This is a genomic window from Amycolatopsis albidoflavus (assembly GCF_039525725.1).
GTDB classification, from domain to species: domain Bacteria; phylum Actinomycetota; class Actinomycetes; order Mycobacteriales; family Pseudonocardiaceae; genus Amycolatopsis; species Amycolatopsis albidoflava.
The window spans coordinates 141,985-163,732 of the sequence record NZ_BAAAHV010000027.1 but is presented as its reverse complement, the minus strand read 5'-3'; the positions used below and the strand labels follow the sequence as shown (position 1 = coordinate 163,732).

The following is a 21,748-nucleotide window of genomic DNA, read 5'->3' as shown; positions in this document are numbered from 1 at the left end:
GGATACCGGAAAACGGCCCGCTGGTGATCTTGGCGGGATACCGGTATCGGCTGTCCGGCGGGCGGTGGCAGCGGGTTCTCCGGCGGGCGATGCTGGCTGGACGAGCCTAGTTCCTGGGAGATTCCTTGTGACGGACGAAATCCGAGCCGCTGACCGGCAGGCGATCACCGACCTTATGACCGGCTGGATCCATCGCGACCGGGAGCACTGGGACGCGTTGGCGAGCCTGTTCCACGACGACGCGACCTTGACGATCCTGTGGTTTTCCGGCCCGGCCAAGGACTTTGTCGACGGATCACGCCGGATGAGCGGCGGCCCGTTGCGCAGCAAGCATTTCATCGGTGCGCCCGTCATCGAGGCCTCCGGTGATCGCGCCTTCGTGGAGACCAACGCGATGCTTGTCGCTGACCACCTCGAATTGGGGCTCGGCGTGACTGTCCACAATAGATTCCTCGACCGCGTCGAACGTCGCGACGCCAGGTGGCGCATCGTGCGTCGAGATTCCGTCTACGACATGGGCGGCTTCACTTATCCGTACGGAATCCGGCCCACTGACGACCTCGACCCCCGGCGGCATCCGCGCGAGTACGCCGCGCTGGCCTATCTGCTGGAGCACAGCGGACATCAGGTGCCGGATACTTGCCCGACCCGCTTCAGCAAGCGCGAACAAGAGATCCTCGAAGAAGGCCACGCCTGGTTGACGGGAGTTTCCGCATGACCCACAGCCCGCTTCGCGATCCGCTCGTCAACGCCGTCATCGACAGGCTCGTTGCCGCGCAACAATATCCAGCCGACGACCCGCGGTCCGGCCTCGAACGTGATCCGCACGAATACGGCGAATACGGCTTCTCGATCTCTCCGGAACAAGGCGACCTGATTTATCTTTTGTGCCGGGGAATCCGTGCCACCCGGACCGTCGAATTCGCCACCTCGGTGGGCATGTCGACGCTCTACGCCGCGGCGGCGGTGCGCGACAACGGGGGAGGGACGGTGATCGGCGCGGAGCTGGTGCCGGACAAAATCGCTGCCGCGCGGCACAATCTCGCCGAGGCCGGGCTGGCCGGCTACGCCGAAATCCGCGAAGGCGACGCTCGGGTCACGTTGCGTGATCTCGGCGGCGAGGTCGACTTCGCCCTGATCGACGGATGGCTGGGCGCTGAACCGTCGCTGGCCCGCGAGGTCATCGAGTTCGTCGCGCCGCAAATCCGGATCGGCGGGTACGTCATGAACGACAACGCCGAACCCGATTTCCTGGACTACCTCCGCGATCCGGCCAACGGCTTCGTGTCGGTCTCGCTGCCCCTGCACGGCGGTACCGAACTGGGGGTCAAGGTCGGACCTTAACCGCCCTGCTCCACCGGACCGATCTCCAGCGGCGCGGCGCTCCCGCCGGTGAGGTGCTGCCGCTGCTGGGTGACGGCATGGTCGAGCTGCCGCGCCAGGTGCGGGACGTTCGCCGAGGTCAGGTACGTCTCGGCGCCGGCGTCGAGCAGCCGCCGGACCGGCCCGTGGTAGCTGACGCCCAGTTCCGCGTCCTCCACCTCGGCGAGGACGACCCGGGCCTTCGGGAATTTCGCCCGGAGACCTCCGATCAGCTGCGGGCTGACCGGCGGCACGAGCAGGACGTCCGCGGTGGCCGGCGCCGAGTGCAGGTCCAGCACGAGGTAATCCGAACCGAGTTCGGCCGACAGCGACATCCGGGCCGAGGCAGACAGCTTCATCGCGGTGGCGACGACCGTGACGTCGTCGTAGTCCGTGCGCGGGGGTTCGGGCCGGACGCCGGTGCCGGAGATCGTCGCGACCGGGTCGCCGTCCCTGGTGAGGACCAGGTTTTCGCCGGGTCTCAGTGCGTCGATGAGGGCCACGAGGTCCTCGGGCAGATGGCTGACGTCGATCTGCCGCGCGGCTCGTTCGCCGGTCATGACTGGCCCAGGCCCAGCGGCTCGAAGCGTACGGCGGGCGCAGGCTGTGGCGTCGTCATGGAACTCGATCATCCCACAAACGCGGTACCGCTGTCGGATCCTTAGCGAAGCCACGGGTGATGGCGGTTTCTCGCCAGCGCTCCCCGCCCCGATCTTCCTACGCTCGGCCGGTGCATTCAGATACCACTCCGCGCCTGCGCGGCTCGGTCGTCGGATTCATCTCGCTCGCCGCCGCACTGGGCACCGCGGCCATCTACCCGTTGCAGCCCGCGATCGCCGAGGTTGCCGGCGGGCTCGGGACGTCGCTCGGTGCGGTCGGCGTCGCGCTCGCGTGCGGGCCGGTCGGGTACCTGTGCGGACTCGCCTTGCTGGTTCCGCTTGTCGACCAGTTCCCGCCGCGCTACGTCCTGTCCGCGCAGTTCGCCGCGCTCGCCGCGGCACTGGGGCTGAACGCGATCGTCGGACAGGTGTGGTTGCTCGGTCTGGTGCTCGGCGTGCTCGGCGCGTGCTCGTCAGTCGGCGCCGGCCTGAGTTCGGTGACTGCCCGGCTGTCGAGCCCGGACCGGCGCGCTACCGCGCTGGGGATCGTCACCGCTGGCATCTCAGCGGGAATCCTTGCCGGACGCATCGTCGGAGGCTGGCTGGCCGATCTGATCGGCTGGCGGGCGATGCTGGGCGTTTTCGCCGCCGGATGCGCGGTTGTCGCGGTGGCGGTACTGCTCGTGCTTCCGACGGTGGCCGGGGCGAACAATCGCGGCTACCTCGCCACTTTGCGCTCGATTCCCGGGCTGTACCTGCGATACTACGCGCTTCGGCTCGCGGCGGTCCGGGGCACCCTCTGGTTCTTCGCGTTCTGCGCGGTGTGGTCCGGAATCGCGGTCGCGCTGTCGAAGCCGCCCTTTTCGTATTCCGCGGAACGCATCGGGCTGTACGCCTTCGCCGGAATCCTGGGAATGCTCGCGACGCGAATCGCCGGATCCTGGACTGATCGCGTGGGCGCGCGTCGGGTCATCCTCTGTGGACTGAGCCTCGCTGGCGTTGCGAGCGCGGCACTCGCCATCGCCTTGCCGAGCACTGTGTCGACGTTGATCTGCCTGGCTCTGTTTGACGCGGGTCTTTTCGCCGCCCAAGTCGCGAACCAGAGCACGGTGCTGGCAATCGAGCCCAGCGCGCCGGCGCGATTCAACAGCGCGTACATGGTCGTCTATTTCGCTGGTGGAAGCCTCGGCACCGCGTTCGGCGCGACGGCGGCCGAGCGGATCGGATGGCCGCTGACCGCACTCGTCACCGCTGCGGTGATCGCGGTCGCGGCTGCAGTCACCCTGCTTGCTCGCGCCCAGAACGCGGAACTGGGAACGCGCGCGACGCGTCGGAGGACCGTATCCGCAGCGCGCGTCGAAAGGACCCATCGGTGAACGACGACTGGCCCGAGCAGGCCGACGGCTGGGAACTCGCCCGGCACGATCGGGTCGAGTCCTACCGCAAACGCTTGGCCAACCAGGTCACGGTCGCCGCGACCTGGGACGAGGGGTTGGGCACCGGCCGGGTGGAGGCCTATGTCGAACCGGCCGGGATTGGGCGGACGCTGAGCCAGAGCCGCAAGGACTTCCGGGACAAGGAAGCGTTCTGGACCGCCGCGTACTCCGTGGTCGAGATGGCGGCGAACCTGCCTTCGCTGGGGCAGGGCCACGAAAGCCCGGCCGAGCTGGTGTTGTTCGGCGACGTCGCGGGGACTGTCGAAGCCGAACCGGGCAGCGCCGGGGTTCCCGAAGCGGAGCTGACGTTCACGCTGGCCGACGGCCGCAGCGTGTGCCTGCGCCTGTCCGACGAGCAGGCGTTCGACCTGTGCCGCCGCATCGACCGGCTCGAAGACCATGTGTGGTCCGAGGAACGAGAGGACGACGCCTCGGAGCCCCTTCCGGAAACCGATGCCGAGGTGCCGGATACCAGCGAGATCCAGTCGAGCCCGGACACCGGCCACGACGTGGTCTCTCTCCTGGACACGCAGTTCGGGGTCGCTGAGGACCACCTCCTGGCCCACGTCGACTGGTCGGCCGTGATCGTCGTCGGCGAACCCGCGGTCAGCTCGCTGATCGAACGGAGCGCCGAGCTGAGTGCGGCACTGGGGCCGCGCTGGTATCCGACTGCTGTCGACCGGCCGGGGGAGCGGTGGGTCGTGCTGCGTCGCGCGCTGAGCTGACGGCTATTGGCCTGGGCGGAGGTAGGTCAGGGTGTGGTGGGAGACCTGCCGTCCGGCGTCGTCGGTGACTGTCGCGGTGCCGTAGATCGTGCGGCGTCCGGTTCGGGTCAGGGTTGACTCGCAGGTCAGGTCGGACCGTGCGGCGCCGAGGAACGCGGTGGTCATGTTCACCGTGACGGCCGGTTCGTCGGGTCCGATGACGGAGAGGATCGCGATCCAGCAGGTGACGTCGGCGAGCGTCATGGCGCATCCGCCCTGCAGGACGTCGCCGGGGCGGAAGAACTCCGGCCGGGCCGGCAGGGAGAGGGTCGCGACACCCGGGTCGACGGCCTTCACCGTGAAACCCCACCACGGCCCGAACGGGCTGCTGTCGATGATCTCCTGAGCCCGTACTGTGTCCACGTCCAGAAACATAACATGATTAGGTAAGTGGATGCGGCGAACGAACGAGGAACGCTCCCGGACCACCCGTCACGACCTCGTCGAGGCCGGGCGGCGGCTCTTCGCCGCGCAGGGGTATGCGGGGACCTCGCTGGCGCAGATCGCCGCCGCGGCCGGGATCACGACGGGCGCGGTCTACCACCACTGGGAGAACAAGCAGGAGCTGTTCGGCGCTGTGGTCGAGCAGGTGCACGCCGATCTGCACCGGGTGCTGTGGTCGCGATCCGGCGGTGCCGGAACGCCGTCCGACCAGCTCAAGGCGTCCGGCTCGATCTTCCTCCGCCGGTGTGCGGACCCGGCCGTGGGACGGATCCTTCTCGTCGACGGTCCGTCCGTGCTGGGCCAGGAACGGTGGCGAAACCTGGACGAACAGTGGTGGCGCGAGCCGACCGTCGCACTGCTGCGCGAGGCGGGCAGCTCTGGCGGAGGTGTCGAAGAGCTTGCGGTCGCATTGCTGGGGTCGCTCACCGCGCTGGGGCAGGAGATCGCGAACGATCCGGGTCCGGCGCGGATTCGCCGGTGCCAGCAGGTGTACCGGACGCTGGTGGACGCGGTATCAGGTCAGGTGAACTGAGATCCGCACTCGCTGATGGCAAGAGGCGGGCTGCTGCATCCTGCGTCGGTTGCTGCCTCGTCACCGAAGCTCGTCGCGTAGAATACCCGCCCATGGCCGAGGCTGATCATGAATTCGACATCGCTGTTTCATTCAGCGGCAGACAGCGTGACTACGTCGAAAAGGTAGTCCGGGGCTGCCAGGCGCGCGGCGTCACGGTTTTCTATGACCAGGACGAAACTGTCCGCTTGTGGGGAACTGATGTGATACCTCAATTGCGACGAGTCTACGGCGGTGTCGCCGCACGGTATGTCGTGCCGTTTCTTTCGCGGGAGTACCTGGACGGTCCGTACCCGATGGACGAGTTCTCTGCGGCGATGAGAGCCGACGTCGAGCGCGGCGGCGGCTACATCCTTCCCGTTCTGATGGACGACGTAGTAGTTCCGCCGGAGGTCCTGAATCCTGCGGTTGTCTATATTCGGGCAGACCCGCAAAGGCCTGACCTGCTCTCTGAGGTCATTGCGGAGAAGGTCGGCGCTGCTCGGAGCCGACACCAGGAGCCTCGCGACGTCAGCCAAGTCGTCGAAGACGCCGTTGAAGTCAGGTTGCCGCGTATAGCTCCGAACAGCTTCAGCGCACAAGCGACGCTCGACGCCGCGCTGAGCCGGGTTGGAGAACTGTTTGCGCAAAAAATTGGAGCCTTGGACGGTTTTGGTTTCCATTGCAGCGTGCGCCGATCCGAAACCGCGGTAAAAGTACTCGTTGAAGAGCGCGGAAGGCCTGTTTGCGAACTGGTTCTTCGAGACGGTGGGGGTAGTTGGAGCGGTCGGCTCGTCTTGAGCTTCGCTTGGCCACGTGTCAGTGGTGACGCCGCCAATGGGTTCGTGTCCGCAACGTGGGACGCGAATGCGAGTCAGGCGAAAGTCGAATTGAACGATTTGACTCTTTTCGGAATGGGAAACCCGTCGAAAACTCTGCTGACTTATGACGAGCTCTTTGTCCTTCTGTGGGAAAAGATCGTGAGTTTCATCGAACGGCGGGTCTGACCTGGCGGCTAGCCTCCTGGCGACCACCTCGGGCAGCGACCGTGCGGCGCGGCTGTCGATCGCGGCGCGGGGAGCGTCACGGCGACGTGTTCTCCGGACAACCTTGGGCCGCGGTTCGGTCAACATTGCCCGGTCTGCAGGTCTGAAGTTCTCGCTGGCGGAAGTCTCGCGTAGCTCTCGCGCGGCCTCCGCATCCTCACGAAGCCGCGAAAAGGAGCGCGGTTTCCACCGCTTCCTCGGTATGCGCGCTCACCGGCTCGCCTTGCCGCAGCGCGTCCTCGGCCAGTTTTTCCAGTCCTCCGAACAGAATCAGCGCGCGGACCCGGGACAGCGGAACGCCGCCGGATTCCCGGAACGTGGTGCCGGCCGAGATGGCGCGGACGACGTTGACGTAAGCGTCGTGGTTCAGGTCGGCGGTGATCGGGGCGTCCAGCAAGGGCACGTCGCGGATGTGGCTCAGCATGACGGCGGGCCGGGCGTCGACGACGCCGATCCACGCCGTGACGAGCTGGCGGATTTGCGTCTGCCAGGGCGCGGTGCGGTCGACCGAGGCGGCTACCTGCGCGGATCCCGTTTCGGCCGCTTCTGAGAGCAGGGCGAGCAGACACGCTTCCTTGGAAGCGAAATGCTCGTAGAAGCCGCGGCGGGACGTGTGCGCCCGGCCGACGAGGTCGCCGATCGTGATCTTCGGGAACCGTTTCCGCGCCAGCAGCGACTCCAGCGCGCCGGTGAAGCGGCTCCGGTAGGCGCCGGGGCGCTCGACGGGCGTTTCCGGCTCTGCAGCGCGTGGCACCGCGCGGGTCCTTCCTGTCCGCGGTTATCCCGCGATTCTACCAGTCTCCGAGCGAGCGGTATTGCGAAACGGGTAGAGCTGTTCGGGAAATGACGGAAGGAAAGGATACGGCGGCATTCGGCGGTGCTGGTTGGGCTGGGTGGCTGCACCGGGTGCGACGATCCTGCAGTGGCTACGCCATCTCGGTGACGTCAGGGAAAGACGTTTGGCCGCTTGCGGGCACGTTCGGTAGCCTTTTGTTACAGCGTCAGATGGGGGAGTCGAGCGCTAGGGGGATTCAGGTGTTTTCACCGCTTTTCTTCGCGTCGCGCACGAGACGCGGCAGGTCTGTCGCTAAGTAGCTATCACCGCAGGTCGGCGAGTTCGCGACGACTGTCCGGCATTGCGGCGCGGGGTGTGCCTGAATGTGTTCGATCCGGTCGCGGAATGTCCTGATCGGGGGATCGGGAAAATTATGGGGAAATCATGGCAATGGGTCCGCTACCCGTATTACCGCCCCAACGCGTGATCATGTCCTGACGTCCCGGGCATGATCACCACGATGCGGCGCCGGGCCAACGGCGTCCCGGTGCCGCGTCTCCACTGCGGAAAGCATGGGTCAGCGGCGAGAGAGCTGTCCGTGCGACTTCTCTCCTTTTTGGAGGAAATCGGTAGCGGCAGTCACTGAAGCCGAAGCACCGCCTGCTCCACCGAAGCGCACCCCGGCTCGTCGATCGGCGGCAGGATATCCGCCGGATCCGCGCACACCCCGCGGATCACGTCCGCCACTCGCAGCAGCAACCCGAGCCGGGGGTGATGCGGCGGCCAAGCTATTCCGATCTCCCGGGGCGACACGATTTCGCTCAATGAGAACCGCGTGACGCCGGGATGGCGTTGCCCGAGCGCCAGTTGCGGCACGATCGAGTACCCGACATCCGCGGCGACCAGTGGTTCCACGACGTGGATCTTGTCCGTGTCGAAGACCCAGTTCGGCTCGATGCCCTGGCGGCGGAGTTCGGCGGCGACCTCCAGTTGTTCGCTGGTCAGGCACACCATCGGCAGGCCGCGCAGGTCTGCCGGCCGGACGCGGGGCACCGAGGCCAGCGGGGCGTTTCGGGGGGCCAGCAGGATGAACGGGTCGCTGAACAGTTCCAGGCCGTGTGCTTCGCCGCTTTGCAGGGGGAAGATGACGAACGCGATGTCGATTTCGCCGAAGCGCAGCAATTCCTGCAGGCGGACGTCGTCGTCGACCTCGATGGGTTTGACGCGGCACGGGATGTGCTGCGTGCGCATCGCGGCCAGCACGAGCGGCATCACCCGCACCGCGACGCTCGAGAACACGCCGATCCGGACGGTCGGTTCGCGGCCGTCCCGCATGTCCTGGATGTGCCTCGTCGCGGTGCGGAGGATGACCTGCACTTGTTCGGCGGCGTTGACCAGCGCGATCCCGGCGTCGGTGAGCCGCACCTGCCGTTGCCCGGACATCCGGCGGACCAGCACGACGCCGAGGCGCCGTTCGATCGACGCGATGCGCTGGCTCACCGCGGGCTGGCTGCAGCCGAGCGCGACCGCGGCCGCCGCGAAGGAGCCCTCGTTGGCGACCGCGTAGAGCGCTCTCAGCTGCAGCAGCGTGAGGCGGCCGTTGTCGGACCAGATCGCGTCCAGCACAACCCGGCCGAGCCGGTTCCGTCGTTCCGCGCCGATCATGGCTGGCCTCCTTGCCGGGTGGCGCCGGGAAACTCAGGGTTCCCGAACAGGGTTCACCGGGTCCCTCCGGCGAGGCAGAACGCGGCGGCGAGATCGATCGTGGCGGCCAAGTCGGCCAGGTCCGCCACTTCGCCGGAGCTGTGCATGTGCCGGAGGGGGATGTTGATGACGCCGCAGCGGATGCCGGCGGCGACCGCTGCCATGGCGTCGGCGTCGGAACCGCTCTCGTCGCCGTAAGCCTCGATGGTGTAAGGGATTCCGAGCTCTTTGGCCAGCAAGCGCAAGCTGCGCGCCATGGGTTCGTCGGTGACGGCGCCTCGGCCGATCGCCGGGCCGGAGCCGAGCCGGTGGTCGCCGGTTTTGCGTTCGACGCCGTCTTCCGGGATGTCGCTGGCGAAAGTCGTGTCGATCGCGAGCGCGAAATTCGGTTCCGTCGCATAAACCGCGCCCATCGCGCCGTGGTAACTCGTTTCCTCGCGCACGCTCGCGACCACGGAGATCTCGGCGGTGACCGAGGCCTCGGCTGCCGCGCGAGCCGCTTCGAGGACGGCCAGCGCGCCGAGTCGGTTGTCCAGCGCCGGTGCGGCGATCCGGCCGTTGAGCAGGTCGACCGGAGCCGAACCGAACACCACCGGGTCGCCGACCGTGATCACCGATTGCGCGTCGGCCCGGCTGGTGGCTCCGATGTCGATCCACAGATCGGCCATCTTCGGCGTCGAATCGCCGTCGTTCAAATGCGGCGGCGCGGTTCCGATCACGCCCGGCACCCGCCCGTCCTCGGCGAGGACCACGACGTGCTGGCCGTACAGGATCGCGGCGTCCCAGCAGCCGATGCTGACCGCCCACAGCCGTCCGGCCTCGTCGATGTGGCTGACGCTCAGCCCGATCTCGTCGATGTGCCCGATCAGCGTGATCCGCGGCGTGCTGCCCGGGTTCAGCACCGCGTGCCCGCTGCCGAGCGGATCGACGTGCACGTCCGCGAATTCCCCCGCCAATTCGACCCAGGCGCGCACCGGTTCTTCCTCGTAGCCGGACGGCCCGCGCGCGGCGAGCAGCGGCAGGAGACGCCGGCGCAACGTCGCGGTGTCGGGCGAGTATCGCGAGGAACCGTAGGGGTTCGGCATGCTGCTCCTTTTCCGGGGCAAGGGTTTCGGGGAGAGATCAGCGCAGCCAGGCGACGCCGGGCAGGAATCCGAACTGGCCGCTGAACCGGTAATTGCCGAGCCGCGCCGAGGTGAAATCGATCCACTTCGGCACGTACATGGACACCCACGGGGCCTGGTCGGTGACCGCGCGGTCCACCTTGGCCCACAGCGCGTTCGCCGCGTCGGGGTCTGTGTTGGCCAGCCGCAGGGCTTCGGTCATCCGGGCGTCGATGGCCGGATCGCAGAAGCCGCCGATGTTCGGGCTCGCGTCCGAATTCGGCACGAACGCGGCGCACGAGGTCAGCACTTTCAGGAAATCGCTGGCCGCCGGATAGTCCTGCGACCAGTCGGTCAAGGCGGCTTCGACGTGATTTCCGGAATTCTGGACAAAGGGAAACTGCAATCCCTCGTCCATCGGTTTCAGTGTCGCACGGTACCCTAAATCGGTCAACAGCGTCTGCATGTATTCGCCCATCGCGATATGCATCCGGTTGTTTCCGGGAACCACCGAGACCGCGGCTCCGGCGGTGCCGGATTCCGCGACCAGGCGTTTCGCCTTCGCGAGGTCCGGGCCGCGCCACGGCCCGAGGCCGTTCGGGGCGGGGTTGCTCGTCCACGGGCAATACTGCTGGTATCCGGGAAGGCTAGGCACCAGGACCTGGCAGGTCGGGACGGCCAGCCCAGGGCCGCCCGCCTGCAGCACCGCCGAGTTCCGGTCGAACGCGTAATTCACCGCCTGCCTGGCCTTGAGATTGTCGAACGGCGGAATCCGCGTGTTCAGCGCCCAATACCAGACGTGCCCGAGCTGGTCGATGTGCAATTGCTTCGGATGGTCGACGCTGACCTCGTTCAGCCGGTCCGGCGGAATCGAGTCGACCGCGAGATCGGCCTGCCCGTTGATCACCGCGGTGACCTGGTCGGTCGGTTCGAGGCCGAATTTCTGCACGATCTGGTCCGGATATCCCTCGGGTGCCGCCAGCGGCGACCAGGAGCGGAAATACGGATTGCGTTTCATCACGACGCGGTCGGTCGGATCGTAGCTCGCCCAGTAGTACGGTCCGGTCGAGCGCAGTTTCGACACGTCCGAGCCGACGTCCGCGGGCGGGGTGTCGGCGGGCAGGATCGACGCCAGCGGCTGGCCGAGCTGCTGCGGGAACTCGGGATCCGGTTCGGTGAGGGTGAAAGCGATCTTATTGGCCGCTTCGTCGATCGCGATGCCTTTCGACAGGTCGCAGGTTTCCGGGGTGTCGAGGCATTCCTTCGCGCCGGCGAGGACGTCGAACTGCGAGGACGTCGTCGGCCCGTGCACCTTGAACATCCGCTCGAAGGACGCTTTGACGTCCGTCGGCCGGACCTCGCGCCCGTCGCTGAACCGGATCCCGGACCGCAGCGTGAACGTCCACTTGAGACCGCCGTCCGTCGGTTTCGGGATTTCGGTCACCAGATCCGGGGCCACGTGCTGGCCGGTTTCCGGACCGGACTTGGTGAACGCGGTGAGACCGTCGTAGGTCGCGGTGAAGAGAGTCCACGACGACGTCGAGAAATTGACCATCGGATCGGCGGTGCCGACGTTGCCCGACGACAGCATGACCTCGATCCCGCCCTGATGCCCGTGATCGCCGGGCGCGACCGACGCCAGGTCCAGCGTGTCGTCCACCGCGCAGCCGCTTGAGGCGAGGAGCAGCAAGGACGCGAGCACCGCTGGAATCCGCCTCATCGCGCCATCCCCTCGCCGTCGACCGGCGGCAGGATCTCCGCCGAGCGGGAGCACACCCGCTGGATGATGTCGATGACCCCGCGAATGAACGCCAGCCTCGGGTGATAGCGCCGCCAGGCGATGCCGACGGTTCGCGCCGGGACAGTGCCGGCGAGGGAAATCCTTCGTACGCCTGGGGTTCGCCCGCCGAGGGTCAGCCGGGGCACCGCACCGTAGCCGAGGCCGGCGGCGACCATCGCCTCGACGGCGTGGTTGGTTTCCATCTCCAGCACCCAGTTCAGCTCCGCGCCCACCGACGCGGCCCACGCTTCCATCGGGTCGCGCTGGCCGCGCAGGCCGATCAACGGCAGCCCGGCGAGCCGCCCGGGCGAGACCCGCTCCGCGCCGGCGGGCGCGAGCAGCACGAACGGATCGGTGAGGAGTTCAGCGGTGAGCAGCGCGGGATCGGTGATCGGCAGTTTCACGAACGCGAGATCGATGTCGCCGTTGCGCACCAGCCGGGATACTTCAGCTTGCTGATCCAGCTCTACCAATTCGATCCGGTAGTCGACGGGCTGGCGCCGCAGCGCCGCCATCATCGGCGGGATCACCCGCTCGCTCGCGCTGGTGAACAACCCGATCCGGACCGTCGCGTTCAGGCCCTTGCGGATCGTCTCGACCTGGCTGACGGCGACCGACAGGATCCCGCCGACCTGTTCCGCGGCGGCGACCAGGGTGTCGCCCGCTTCGGTCAGCGACACCCGGCGCTGCTGCCGGGACCGGTGCACCAGCAGGACCCCGAGCCCGCGTTCGAGGCTCGCGACCCGCTGGCTGACTGCGGACTGGGTGCAGCCGAGCGCGGTCGCGGCCCCGGCGAACGAGCCGGTCGCGGAGATCGCGATCAGCGCCGCGAGCTGCGGGAGCGTCGGACGGGCGGACTGGTCGGTGTCGGCGCTAGTCATCGCGAGCGGCCTTCGGTCCGGCCGGCGCCACCTGGACCGCCGGCTCGAGCGGATGGTGACAGGCGACCTCGTGGTCGGCGTTTTCCCTGGTCAGTGCCGGTTCGGTCGTGCGGCACACGCTGGTGGCGCGCGGGCAGCGCGGGTGGAACCGGCAGCCGCCGGGCGGGTCGAGCGGGCTGGGCACGTCCCCGGCGAGCGTGGTGTCCCGCCAGTCCGCGCCCGCCGCCGGATCCGGGATCGGCACCGAAGCCAGCAGCGCCGCGGTGTAAGGATGGCGCGGCGCGGCGAAGATCTGGCGAACCGGTGCCTCTTCGACGATCCGGCCGAGGTACATCACCGCGACCCGGTCGGAGGTGTGCCGGACGACGCCGAGGTCGTGGGCGATGAACACGTAGGTGAGCCCGAGCCGTTCCTTGAGATCGTCGAAGAGGTTCAGGATCTGCGCCTGCACCGAGACGTCCAAAGCGGACACTGGCTCGTCGGCGACGACCATGCGCGGCCGCAGCGCCAGCGCTCGCGCGATCACCGCACGCTGCCGTTGCCCGCCGGACAGCTCGTGTGGGAACCGGTCGGCGAGTTCGGCGGAAAGCCCGGTCAGGACAAGGAGTTCGGCGATGTCCGCCCGGCTGACCGGTCGGCGGTGCACGCGCAATGGTTCGGCGATCGAATCGCCGATCCGGCGACGCGGATTGAGGCTGGCGTACGGATCCTGGAAGATCATCTGCACCGACCGGCGGACCGGACGCAGCCCGCGCCGGCCCGTTCGGCTGATCTCCGCGCCGTCGAAGATGATCGACCCGCTGCTCGGCTGGTACAGCCGGACCAGGCAGCGGCCCAGGGTCGACTTGCCGCAGCCGGATTCCCCGACGAGACCGAGCGTTTCGCCGCCTCGCACGGACAGCGAGACGCCGTCGACGGCGCGCAGCCGTCCGGGACGGCCCAGCCGATTTCGCCGTACCGGGAACCATTTGACCAGGTCTGTCGTGCTCAGGAGGGCAGCCATCAGGCGGTTCTCTTTTCGTCCGGGGTCGACGCGTGCCGCAGCAGGCAGGCGTCGAAATGCTCCTGGGCCGAAGGAAGCAGAACCGGCCGTTGCTCGAGGCAAACCGCTTCCGCGTCAGGACATCGCGGCGCGAACGCACAACCCGGCCCGAGGTCGGAAGCCAGCGGCGGCAGGCCCTCGATGGAGGGCAGCCGAGCGGGCCGGGGCACGTCGAGCCGGGGAATCGAACCGAGCAGCCCGACGGTGTAGGGATGCTGCGGCCGGGCGAACAACTGCGCGGTCGGCGCCTGCTCGACGATCCGACCGGCGTACATCACCTGCACCCGCGACGCGATCCCGGCGAGCACGCCGAGGTCGTGCGTGATCAGGATGACGCTGGTGCCGGTGCGGGCGCTCAGGTCCCGGATGATGCGCAGGATCTGCGCCTGCACCGAGACGTCCAGCGCGGTGGTCGGCTCGTCGGCGATCAGGACGTCGGGTTCGCAGGACAGCGCCATCGCGATCATCACCCGCTGCCGCATGCCGCCGGAGAACTGGTGCGGATAGTCCCGCGCGCGGGCGCCCGGGCTCGGAATGCCGACCATCTCGAGCAGTTCGACCGCCCGGCGGCGAGCGGCTCGCATGCCGATCCGGCGGTGCTGGCGGATCTGTTCGGCGATCTGCCATCCCACGCGGTACACCGGGTTCAGCGAGGTCATCGGATCCTGGAAGATCATCGCGATCTTGTCGCCCCGGTAGTCGCGCATGCTCTTCGCGGGCAGGGCGAGGAGATCCTGGCCGTCGAACAGCACCCGGCCGCTGACGACCGCGTTGCCGTCGCGGATCAGGCCGAGCAGCGCGAGCATCGAGACCGACTTGCCGGAACCGGATTCGCCGACCACGCCGAGGGTTTCGCCCGCGCGCAGTTCGAACGACACGTCGTCCACCACCCGCACCAAGCCGCCGCGCGTGCGGAACTCCACGGTCAGGCCCTCTGCGGACAGGACTTTCTCGGGCAAGGTCGTCATCGCACTCGGATCCTCGGGTCAAGGGCGGCGTAGCCGAGGTCGACCAGGAGGTTCACCAGCACGACGGTGAACGCGCCGTACAGCGTCACCGCCATCAGCACCGGCAGGTCGAATCGGCTGAGCGAGTGGAAGGTGAGGTTGCCGACCCCGGGCAGGCCGAACACCTGCTCGGTGAGCACCGCGGCCCCGCCGAGCATGGCCCCCAGGTCGAGGCCGAACAGGCTGACGAACGGGATCAGCGAGTTCCGCAGCACGTGCCGCAGCAGCACCCGGGATTCGGAAAGCCCCTTCGCCCGCGCGGTGAGCACGAAATCGGACCGGTCGACCTCGATCAGATCCGCCCGCAGCACCCGCGCGTACAGCCCGGCGGTGCCGATCGCCAGCGTGATCCACGGGAACAGCAGCTGCTCGAACCACTTCAGCGGGTTGACGTTGATCGGCGTGTAGCCGAGTTCCGGCAGCCAGCTGAACAGGCTGTTGTGCCAGGAGCCCTGGGTGAGCATGTTGACGACGCCGCCCAGCCAGTACACCGGCAGCGACATGCCGACCAGGCCCAGGCCCATCAGCAGCGGATCGACCGCGCGGCCCCGGAACACCGCGGCGAGCGTGCCCGCGCCGAGCGCGAGCAGCAGCCAGATCACCGCGGCCCCGCCGACCAGCGACAGCGTGACCGGGATCGTCTTGGCCACCCGGGACAGCACCGGGCCGCGATCGGTGTAGGACACCAGGTCCCGGTCGACGACCAGGCGCTTCATCATGGCGAAGTACTGCTCCGGCAACGGTTTGTCGAGGCCGAAGTCGGTCCGGATCTGCGCGATCACCTGCGGGGTCGCCTGTTTGCCCGCGATCTGCCGCGCCGGGTCGACACCCGGGGTCTTGAAGAAGATCAGGAACACCAGGACGCTCACCGCGATCAGCACGCCGGCCGCGGAGAACACCCGGCGCACGACGTAGCCGATCACCGGGCACGCATCCGGAGTTCGGCCTTCGGATCGAAGGCGTCCCGGATGGCGTCGCCGAGGATGTTCAGCACGCACACGGTGATCGCGAGCAGCGCGCCGGGCACGATCGCCATCAGCGGCCGGTTGCGCAGCAGTTGCGTGCCGTCCTCGATGATCGTGCCCCAGCTCGCGGCGGGCGGATGCACGCCGATGCCGAGGAACGACAGCCCGGACTCCAGCAGCATCGCGGTCGCCACCATCAGCGGGAACAGCACGATCACCCGGGACAGCACGTTCGGCAGGATTTCCCGGCGGATGATCCGGCCGTGCCCGGCGCCGTAGGACGTCGCCGCGCCGACGTAGTCCGCGGCGCGCACGGACAGCACCGCGCCGCGCACCGGCCGCGCGACATAAGGCACGTAGACCACCCCGATAATCAGGACCGGCAGCGCGAGACTGCCGGAACTGACCCGGACGAAACCGAGGCTGATCCCGGACGCGAAGCTGATCGCGGAAATCGAGATCGCCAGCATCAGCACCGGAAACGCCCAGACGACGTCCAGGATCCTGGACAGCACGCCGTCGACGGCGCCGCCGACGTACCCGGCGATCAGCCCCACCACGAGGCCTCCGGCGCAGGCGACGAGCCCGGCGAGCACGCCGATCACGAGGGTGTTCCGGCCGCCGTACAGGATCCGCGCGGCGACATCGCGGCCGTCCCCGTCCGCGCCGAGCAGGAAATGCGCTTCGCCGGTCGGCCCGAGCGGAAGCACGCCCACGCCCTGGGGCGCTGGTTGCAGCAGCGGCAGCACGGTTCCGTCGTCGAGCACGGTGGTGCCGACCGGGTTGGCCACGAACGGATCGGTACCGGAAACGTGGCTGGCGTACAGCGGCGCGAGCAGGCACAGCACCACGATCACCGCGAGGACCGCCGCCGACACCATGACCCGGGAATTGCCGAGCAAGGCCCGCAGGCCGCGCCGCCACGGCCCGCCGCTGGACTCCGGTTCTGCTCGCGGGCCGACGAGCGCCGGCTGCGCAGGACGGGGCTCGGTCACCTGGCCACCCCCCCTCGGATTCGCCGCCTGTGGGCAAAAGCTAGAGAAGGTTCACGTTTTTCGGCAAGAAGACCGGCATCGCATTCGATAAGACGGACTAATGGGCTGACCGATTCGTTCTCGGCCGGAACACTTTCCGGTAAGCGCCCGGTGGCACGCCGACGACCTGGCCGAACTGGGAACGGAAGTTGCTCGTCGTGGGAAACCCGGTCTGCGCGGCGATCCGGTCGACGGTGTGGTCGGTGGTTTCGAGCAGTTCCTGCGCCTGCCGCAGGCGCACCCCGGCCACCCATTGCATGGGGCTTTGCCCGGTTTCGTCCTTGAATCGCCTGGTCAGCGTGCGGACGCTCAGCCCGGCCGCGGCGGCGATGTCCGCGAGCGCGAGGTCCCGGTACGCGTTTTCCTCGATCCACGCCACGACCTGGTCGAGCGCGGTCGCGCGGCTGGGCGCGCGGTTGCGGACGATGTATTGCGCCTGTCCGCCGGGGCGGTGCAATGGCGCGACGGCGAGGCGCGCGGCATCGGCGGCGACTGCGGTTCCGTAATCGTTCTGGACGATGTGCAGGCACAGATCAATTCCGGCGACGGCACCCGCGGAAGTGAGGATTTTCCCGTTGTCGGTGTAAAGCACGTCGGGATTCAATCGCACGGCCGGGTAGGTGCGCGCGAATTCGTCGGCGGCGAGCCAATGCGTTGTCGCCTCCCGGCCGTCGAGCAATCCCGCTTCGGCGAGCGTGAATGCCCCGACGCAGATCGACGCGATTCGCGTGCCTCGGCCGGCGGCGGCCCGCAATGCCTCGAGGACGGCGGGCGGGGCAGGCGCCAGGGGGTTCTCCCGTCCGGGCACCACGATGAGGTCGGCGCGCTGGAGGGCGTCCAGGCCCTCATCGATGGTCAGCCGCAGCGGGCCGGCGCTGATCGTGCGCTCCGGACCGGCGACGACGGTCCGGTACCCCGGGCGGCCGTCCGGGAGCCGGACGCGCCCGAAGGTCTCGATGGGCGTGGCCAGATCGAAGGGGATCGTGTCCGGGAGCGCGAGCACTGCCGTGGTGTGCATCCCTGCAGGGTAAGGCATCGTGGCCTTGGCCATATACCGGTGAAAGGTGTCCAGATAGCCATTGTGAAGATCATCGCGGAAGGCTTCGATGGACGAAGGCGTCCATCGGAAGGAACCGCTCATGCTCCGTGCTCAGTTCGTGCTCTTCGACGGGTTCGACCCGCTCGACACCATCGCGCCGTTCGAGGTGTTGTCGGCGGGAAGCGACTTCCTCGGCGGCAAGCTCGCCGTCGAACTCGTGAGCGCGGACGGCCCCGGCGTCGTGCGCTCCGGCGTCCCCGGGCTCACCCTGACCGCGACCGCCGCGTTCGACCCGGACGCGCCCGGCTACGTCCTCGTCCCCGGAGCAGCCGGGCCGATGGACGGCGACCCGGACGTCGAAACCATTCCGGTGCTGTTGTCGCGCTTCGCGTCCGGGGACGCGATGCCGTTGCTGCGGCGCGCGTTCGACAATCCGGACAGCACCGTCGTGACCATCTGCGGGGGTTCGCTCGCGCTGGCGATGGCCGGGCTGCTCGAAGGCCGCACCGCGACGACGCATGTGCTCGGTGTGGACCTGCTCGGCGTCGCCGGAGTGAACGCCGTCCGAGCCCGCGTCGTGGACGACGGCGACCTCATCAGCGGCGGCGGCGTGACGTCGGGCCTCGACGTGGCTCTGTACGTGCTGGAGCGCGATTTCGGTTCGCGCGCCGCGCGTGCGGTCGAGGAGCTTTTCGAATACGAACGCCGCGGCACCACCTGGAAATCCGATGCCGAGCGGATTTCGCGGACGAGCGTGATCGGGGAGCGGATCTCCTCGTGAACGCTTTCCTGTTGTCGATTCATGTACTGGCGGCGATTCTCGCCATCGGCCCGGTCGCCGTCGCCGCGAGCATGTTCCCGAGCGCCGCCCGGCTCGCCTCCGACGATCCGAAAAAGGCTGCGACACTGCAGGTTCTGCACCGGACGACCCGCGTCTACGCGGTGATCGGGGTGCTGGTTCCGGTCTTCGGTCTCGCGACCGGAGCGCGGATGGGAGTGCTGGGGGACACCTGGTTGATCGTGTCGCTGATTCTCACTGTCGCGGCCGCCGGAATCCTGGTCGGTTTCATCCTGCCGGGCCAGAAACGCGTCGTCGACGCACTCGGGTCCCAACAAAAGCCGGTCAGTTCAGCTCGCCTGGGAATGACGACCGGCATTTTCAACCTGCTGTGGGCGGTGGTGGTCGTGCTGATGATCTACCGTCCCGGCTCGACTACAGGAGTCGGATTGTGAGTCCGCGGCGGATACTGGACATCCTCGGCGCGGTGGAATTGGCGACGCTCGTGCTGATGCTGGGAAATATCGTGACCGTGCATCAGCCGGAGGTCTCGCGGGTGCTGGGCCCGGTGCACGGTTTGGCTTACACCGCAACGGTGATCGCCGCTGTCCTGCTCATGGGCGGCCGTCATCGGATCTGGCTGCTGGCACTGATTCCCGGAATCGGCGGTCTTTTGGCGGCTCGGGCCGCTTCGCCGCCTAGCTCGCGTCGCGAAGATCAGGCATATCTCTGAGCTGCCTTCGTGACGTGATACCGAGCTTGCGAAAGATATTGCGAAGATGCGCGTCCACCGTCCGAGGGCTGAGGAACAGCCGTGTAGCCACCTCCTTGGACGTCGCCCCGGCAGCGACCTCGCGCGCGATGTGCATCTCCTGCATGGTCAACCGGTCGTAGGTGTGCGAGGACCGGCTGCGCGCCACCTCTCCGGTAGCGCGCAGCTCGTCGGCGGCCCGTCGGGTGAACGCCTCCAGCCCGATCTTCGACAGCTGCTCGTGCGCCGTCCGCAGCTGCTCGCGCGCGTCACGACGGCGTCCCTCGCGGCGCAGCCATTCCCCGTACCGCAGGTGTGCCCGCGCGACCTGCACGGAAAGCGGACTGTCCGTGAGATACGAAAGCGCCGCCAGATAGTCCTCTTCCGTGTCGTCGACCATCGCCCGCGCGCCCGCCGCGACGCCGAGCGCGAAGCCGGTGCCAGCGGGTTCCGTGCGCTCGACCAGCGCTTCCAGGGCTGACCGGGCGACGGCGTCCTCTCCGCACCGGACGGCGGCTTCGATCTGCTCGGGCAGCGCGATGCCGGTGAGGAAGAGGTCACCGCTCGCGACGGCCTGCGTGGCGGCCTCGAGAGCGGCCGGGTAGTCGCCAAGTCCGTTGTGCAGCACGGCCATCGACCAGTGGGCGTTCGCGGTCAGCTGCCCGGTGCGTCGGCTCGTGACCTCGGCGAACAGGTCGAGCACCTCCTGCTTGCGCCCGCGCATCGCCGCGAGGTGCACCCGCGGGTAGAGCTGCGGCGGATCGCCGAGAGCGTCGGCGATCGCTTCCTCCTCGGCGATCGCGGCCATCGCCTGCCCGAAGTTTCCGGTGAGCACCGCGTACACCGCCGCCTGCGAGAGGCCCAGCCGGACAGTCATCGGCGATCCCGTCGACTGTCCGGTCCGCGTCAGCCAGTCGATGATCGTCCGGTGCAGGTCGAGGTCCCACAGTTCGCCCGCGAGCACGGTGGCCAGGGCGGGCGTGCGGGTCCAGCCTTCGTCGGCGCCGGTGAGGACCTGCCGGATCGCCGGCACGCCGACCCGGTGTCCCTCGGTGGTCAAGCGCACCAGCGCGGTCAGGAGGTCCGGCGGCCCGGACGGGGGCGCGGCGGCGAGCACGCGGTCCAGCACGCCCGCGGCCCTACCGACGACCAGCCCCATCTCCAGCGCCGCCACCAGGAACTCGCGCGACCGTTCCGGATCGCTGTCCGCGAGCTGCCGGGCGGCTTGCAGAATGATTTCCGGACCGCGGACAGCCCCGTCCGCGCCTTGGACGAAGGCGATCTGCCCGCGCAACAGGTCGACCGAGGCGTGCTGCGGGATAGCCAGGGCCGAGGTATCGATGCTGGTCAGCAGGTCTGCCGCCGCTTCGGTCCGGCCTGCCGCGAGCGTCGCCCGCGCGGCTGCCAGCGTGCGTTCGACCTGCTTGCCGGGGTCGAGCGACAGTGCGGCGGCGCGCTCGAGGAACGCGGCGGCGGCCGCCACACCACCACGGGCTTGCGCGCGGGACGCCGACAGCTCCAGTTCCGCCGCGACGTCTTCGTCCGGCCCGGAGGTGGCTTGCGCCCGGTGCCAAGCGCGGCGGTCGCCAGCGGTGTCCGGATCGGTGGCGTCGGCGAGCGCTCGGTGCGCCGTCTGCCGCTGTTTTGGCTCAGCCGCGCGGTAAGCGGCCGAGCGCGCCAGCGGATGACTGAAGCGGGCCCGGGTGTCGAACTGGATCAACCCCGACGCTTCAGCCGCGGCGCTCGCGGCGGGCACATCGAGGTCCAGCTGTCGCGCGGCTGTCCACAGGAGGCTCGGATCGCCGGTGGGATCGGCGCTCGCGAGGATCAGCAGCTCCCGGGCGTCCGCGGGCAGATCCGCCATTCTGGCGAGGAAGCTCCGCTCGATCCGGCTCGCGATCGGCGACGGCGTCGGGAGCGCGAAACCGCCGGCTTTGGGCAGTTCGATGAGGGCCAGCGGGTTGCCGCGGGCTTCGGCGAGCAGGCGGTCGCGCACCCGCTCGTCCAGCGTCACGGTCTTCTCCCCGGCCAGCAACTCGCGTGCCTGCGCGTCGCTCAGGCCGCCGACGGTCAGCCCGGGCAGTTCGTCCAGCCCGGGGACCGGATCCTGGTCGCGGGCGGCGAACACCATCGCGATCGGCTCGGCCGAGATGCGCCGGGCCAGGAACGTCAACGCCCGCGCCGACGCGGCGTCCAGCCAGTGCGCGTCGTCGATCACGCACAGCATCGGACGTTCCGCGGCCGCGGTGGCTAGCAGTTCGAGCGCGGCGAGCCCGACGCGAAACGGGTCGGGCGCGCCGTCGGCCAGGCCGAAGGCGACCAGGAGGGAGTCTCGGTAGGGAATCGAGAGGGTGTCGAGGTGCGCCAGCACCGGAACGCACAGCTGGTGCAGCGCGGCGAACGGCATCTCGCCCTCGAACTCCGACCCGGACGCGCGGATCCGCTGAAACCGCTCCGCGCCGTGTTCGAGGTGGTCCAGCAGCGCGCTCTTGCCGATCCCCGGCTCGCCGCGGAGGACGAGCACCCCGCCCTCGCCCCGCTCCGTGGCCTGGACCAGCGCGAGAAGGCGCTCGATCTCGTCGTGCCGGCCGATGAGGGAGGACGTCGTGGGCATGGTCCGAACCCTAGGGCAGCCGCCGCGGGCGAGATAGGTGATTGTCACCGACGCGAGCGGCGGGGTGTCCGGAC

General features: G+C 68.6%; 22 protein-coding genes. 9 read left to right on the top strand and 13 right to left on the bottom strand.

Features of this window, described 5'->3' with window-relative positions; genetic code table 11:
- Positions 1-127 precede the first annotated feature (127 nt).
- On the top strand, positions 128-718 hold the full coding sequence (locus ABD156_RS42390; RefSeq protein WP_344286867.1) for a nuclear transport factor 2 family protein: 591 nt from the start codon (positions 128-130) through the stop codon (positions 716-718).
- Entirely contained in the window at positions 715-1,344 is a 630-nt protein-coding gene (locus tag ABD156_RS42385) for an O-methyltransferase (RefSeq protein WP_344286865.1), read from the top strand. Before ABD156_RS42390 ends, ABD156_RS42385 begins: the two co-directional genes overlap by 4 nt.
- Here the strand turns inward: ABD156_RS42385 and ABD156_RS42380 are convergent.
- The gene (locus ABD156_RS42380) at positions 1,341-1,922 is read right to left on the bottom strand and encodes a hypothetical protein (RefSeq protein WP_344286863.1); all 582 of its coding nucleotides are present in this window, start codon (positions 1,920-1,922) and stop codon (positions 1,341-1,343) included. The genes ABD156_RS42385 and ABD156_RS42380 overlap by 4 nt on opposite strands.
- 170 nt (positions 1,923-2,092) lie before the next feature.
- Between ABD156_RS42380 and ABD156_RS42375 the strand changes: the two genes are divergently transcribed.
- Both ABD156_RS42375 and ABD156_RS42370 read left to right on the top strand, forming a co-directional pair.
- On the top strand, positions 2,093-3,337 hold the full coding sequence (locus ABD156_RS42375; RefSeq protein WP_344286861.1) for an MFS transporter: 1,245 nt from the start codon (positions 2,093-2,095) through the stop codon (positions 3,335-3,337).
- The gene (locus ABD156_RS42370; RefSeq protein ID WP_344286859.1) at positions 3,334-4,122 is read left to right on the top strand and encodes a hypothetical protein; all 789 of its coding nucleotides are present in this window, start codon (positions 3,334-3,336) and stop codon (positions 4,120-4,122) included. Before ABD156_RS42375 ends, ABD156_RS42370 begins: the two co-directional genes overlap by 4 nt.
- Before the next feature lie 3 nt (positions 4,123-4,125).
- Here ABD156_RS42370 and ABD156_RS42365 read toward each other — a convergent pair whose 3' ends face one another.
- A complete protein-coding gene (locus tag ABD156_RS42365) occupies positions 4,126-4,524 on the bottom strand; it encodes a PaaI family thioesterase (protein WP_344286857.1) in 399 nt (132 codons plus the stop codon).
- 31 nt (positions 4,525-4,555) lie between these two features.
- Here ABD156_RS42365 and ABD156_RS42360 point away from each other — a divergent pair, with 31 nt between their 5' ends.
- Together ABD156_RS42360 and ABD156_RS42355 are read left to right on the top strand one after the other, a co-directional pair.
- A complete protein-coding gene (locus ABD156_RS42360) occupies positions 4,556-5,137 on the top strand; it encodes a TetR/AcrR family transcriptional regulator (protein ID WP_344286856.1) in 582 nt (193 codons plus the stop codon).
- Between the two features lie 92 nt (positions 5,138-5,229).
- Positions 5,230-6,162 carry a TIR domain-containing protein gene (locus ABD156_RS42355; protein ID WP_344286854.1) on the top strand — a complete coding sequence of 311 codons (933 nt, stop codon included), beginning with the start codon at positions 5,230-5,232 and terminating at the stop codon, positions 6,160-6,162.
- Positions 6,163-6,358: 196 nt separating this feature from the next.
- On the opposite strand, the gene ABD156_RS42350 is transcribed toward ABD156_RS42355, so the two are convergent.
- The 10 genes from ABD156_RS42350 to ABD156_RS42305 form a co-directional block, all read right to left on the bottom strand.
- Positions 6,359-6,955 carry a TetR/AcrR family transcriptional regulator gene (locus ABD156_RS42350; protein ID WP_344286852.1) on the bottom strand — a complete coding sequence of 199 codons (597 nt, stop codon included), beginning with the start codon at positions 6,953-6,955 and terminating at the stop codon, positions 6,359-6,361.
- 660 nt (positions 6,956-7,615) lie between these two features.
- Positions 7,616-8,641, bottom strand: coding sequence for a LysR family transcriptional regulator (locus ABD156_RS42345; protein ID WP_344286850.1), 1,026 nt, complete (start codon positions 8,639-8,641; stop codon positions 7,616-7,618).
- Positions 8,642-8,694: 53 nt separating this feature from the next.
- Entirely contained in the window at positions 8,695-9,765 is a 1,071-nt protein-coding gene (locus ABD156_RS42340) for a zinc-binding metallopeptidase family protein (protein ID WP_344286848.1), read from the bottom strand.
- A 37-nt stretch (positions 9,766-9,802) separates the two neighbouring features.
- Positions 9,803-11,503, bottom strand: a complete 1,701-nt coding sequence (locus ABD156_RS42335) for an ABC transporter substrate-binding protein (RefSeq protein ID WP_344286846.1) — start codon at positions 11,501-11,503, stop codon at positions 9,803-9,805.
- A complete protein-coding gene (locus tag ABD156_RS42330; protein WP_344286844.1) occupies positions 11,500-12,444 on the bottom strand; it encodes a LysR family transcriptional regulator in 945 nt (314 codons plus the stop codon). Before ABD156_RS42330 ends, ABD156_RS42335 begins: the two co-directional genes overlap by 4 nt.
- Complete coding sequence (locus ABD156_RS42325) at positions 12,437-13,447, bottom strand: ABC transporter ATP-binding protein (RefSeq protein WP_344286842.1); 1,011 nt, start codon at positions 13,445-13,447, stop codon at positions 12,437-12,439. The genes ABD156_RS42330 and ABD156_RS42325 overlap by 8 nt, the downstream gene beginning before the upstream one ends.
- A complete protein-coding gene (locus ABD156_RS42320) occupies positions 13,447-14,454 on the bottom strand; it encodes an ABC transporter ATP-binding protein (RefSeq protein ID WP_344286840.1) in 1,008 nt (335 codons plus the stop codon). Before ABD156_RS42320 ends, ABD156_RS42325 begins: the two co-directional genes overlap by 1 nt.
- Positions 14,451-15,416, bottom strand: a complete 966-nt coding sequence (locus ABD156_RS42315) for an ABC transporter permease (RefSeq protein ID WP_344286838.1) — start codon at positions 15,414-15,416, stop codon at positions 14,451-14,453. The genes ABD156_RS42320 and ABD156_RS42315 overlap by 4 nt, the downstream gene beginning before the upstream one ends.
- Positions 15,413-16,453 carry an ABC transporter permease gene (locus tag ABD156_RS42310; protein WP_344286836.1) on the bottom strand — a complete coding sequence of 347 codons (1,041 nt, stop codon included), beginning with the start codon at positions 16,451-16,453 and terminating at the stop codon, positions 15,413-15,415. Before ABD156_RS42310 ends, ABD156_RS42315 begins: the two co-directional genes overlap by 4 nt.
- Before the next feature lie 97 nt (positions 16,454-16,550).
- On the bottom strand, positions 16,551-17,510 hold the full coding sequence (locus ABD156_RS42305) for a GlxA family transcriptional regulator (RefSeq protein ID WP_344286834.1): 960 nt from the start codon (positions 17,508-17,510) through the stop codon (positions 16,551-16,553).
- 121 nt (positions 17,511-17,631) lie between these two features.
- Between ABD156_RS42305 and ABD156_RS42300 the strand changes: the two genes are divergently transcribed.
- From ABD156_RS42300 to ABD156_RS42290, 3 genes are read left to right on the top strand one after another with little or no spacing between them, the layout of a single operon-like run.
- A complete protein-coding gene (locus ABD156_RS42300) occupies positions 17,632-18,312 on the top strand; it encodes a DJ-1/PfpI family protein (protein ID WP_344286832.1) in 681 nt (226 codons plus the stop codon).
- On the top strand, positions 18,309-18,764 hold the full coding sequence (locus ABD156_RS42295) for a DUF2269 family protein (RefSeq protein ID WP_344286830.1): 456 nt from the start codon (positions 18,309-18,311) through the stop codon (positions 18,762-18,764). The genes ABD156_RS42300 and ABD156_RS42295 overlap by 4 nt, the downstream gene beginning before the upstream one ends.
- Positions 18,761-19,042, top strand: a complete 282-nt coding sequence (locus ABD156_RS42290; RefSeq protein ID WP_344286828.1) for a hypothetical protein — start codon at positions 18,761-18,763, stop codon at positions 19,040-19,042. The genes ABD156_RS42295 and ABD156_RS42290 overlap by 4 nt, the downstream gene beginning before the upstream one ends.
- On the opposite strand, the gene ABD156_RS42285 is transcribed toward ABD156_RS42290, so the two are convergent.
- On the bottom strand, positions 19,008-21,674 hold the full coding sequence (locus ABD156_RS42285) for an AAA family ATPase (RefSeq protein WP_344286826.1): 2,667 nt from the start codon (positions 21,672-21,674) through the stop codon (positions 19,008-19,010). The genes ABD156_RS42290 and ABD156_RS42285 overlap by 35 nt on opposite strands.
- Between the last annotated feature and the right edge of the window lie 74 nt (positions 21,675-21,748).

Bases quoted from the DNA above. Each gene is read 5' to 3' on its own strand.
- ABD156_RS42385 (WP_344286865.1), top strand. From the start codon at position 715: ATGACCCACAGCCCGCTTCGCGATCCGCTCGTCAACGCCGTCATCGAC.
- ABD156_RS42360 (WP_344286856.1), top strand. From the start codon at position 4,556: ATGCGGCGAACGAACGAGGAACGCTCCCGGACCACCCGTCACGACCTC.
- ABD156_RS42300 (WP_344286832.1), top strand. From the start codon at position 17,632: ATGCTCCGTGCTCAGTTCGTGCTCTTCGACGGGTTCGACCCGCTCGAC.
- ABD156_RS42325 (WP_344286842.1), bottom strand. From the start codon at position 13,447: ATGGCTGCCCTCCTGAGCACGACAGACCTGGTCAAATGGTTCCCGGTA.
- ABD156_RS42345 (WP_344286850.1), bottom strand. From the start codon at position 8,641: ATGATCGGCGCGGAACGACGGAACCGGCTCGGCCGGGTTGTGCTGGAC.
- ABD156_RS42320 (WP_344286840.1), bottom strand. From the start codon at position 14,454: ATGACGACCTTGCCCGAGAAAGTCCTGTCCGCAGAGGGCCTGACCGTG.
- ABD156_RS42285 (WP_344286826.1), bottom strand. From the start codon at position 21,674: ATGCCCACGACGTCCTCCCTCATCGGCCGGCACGACGAGATCGAGCGC.
- ABD156_RS42355 (WP_344286854.1), top strand. From the start codon at position 5,230: ATGGCCGAGGCTGATCATGAATTCGACATCGCTGTTTCATTCAGCGGC.
- ABD156_RS42305 (WP_344286834.1), bottom strand. From the start codon at position 17,510: ATGCACACCACGGCAGTGCTCGCGCTCCCGGACACGATCCCCTTCGAT.
- ABD156_RS42335 (WP_344286846.1), bottom strand. From the start codon at position 11,503: ATGAGGCGGATTCCAGCGGTGCTCGCGTCCTTGCTGCTCCTCGCCTCA.
- ABD156_RS42330 (WP_344286844.1), bottom strand. From the start codon at position 12,444: ATGACTAGCGCCGACACCGACCAGTCCGCCCGTCCGACGCTCCCGCAG.
- ABD156_RS42380 (WP_344286863.1), bottom strand. From the start codon at position 1,922: ATGACCGGCGAACGAGCCGCGCGGCAGATCGACGTCAGCCATCTGCCC.
- ABD156_RS42340 (WP_344286848.1), bottom strand. From the start codon at position 9,765: ATGCCGAACCCCTACGGTTCCTCGCGATACTCGCCCGACACCGCGACG.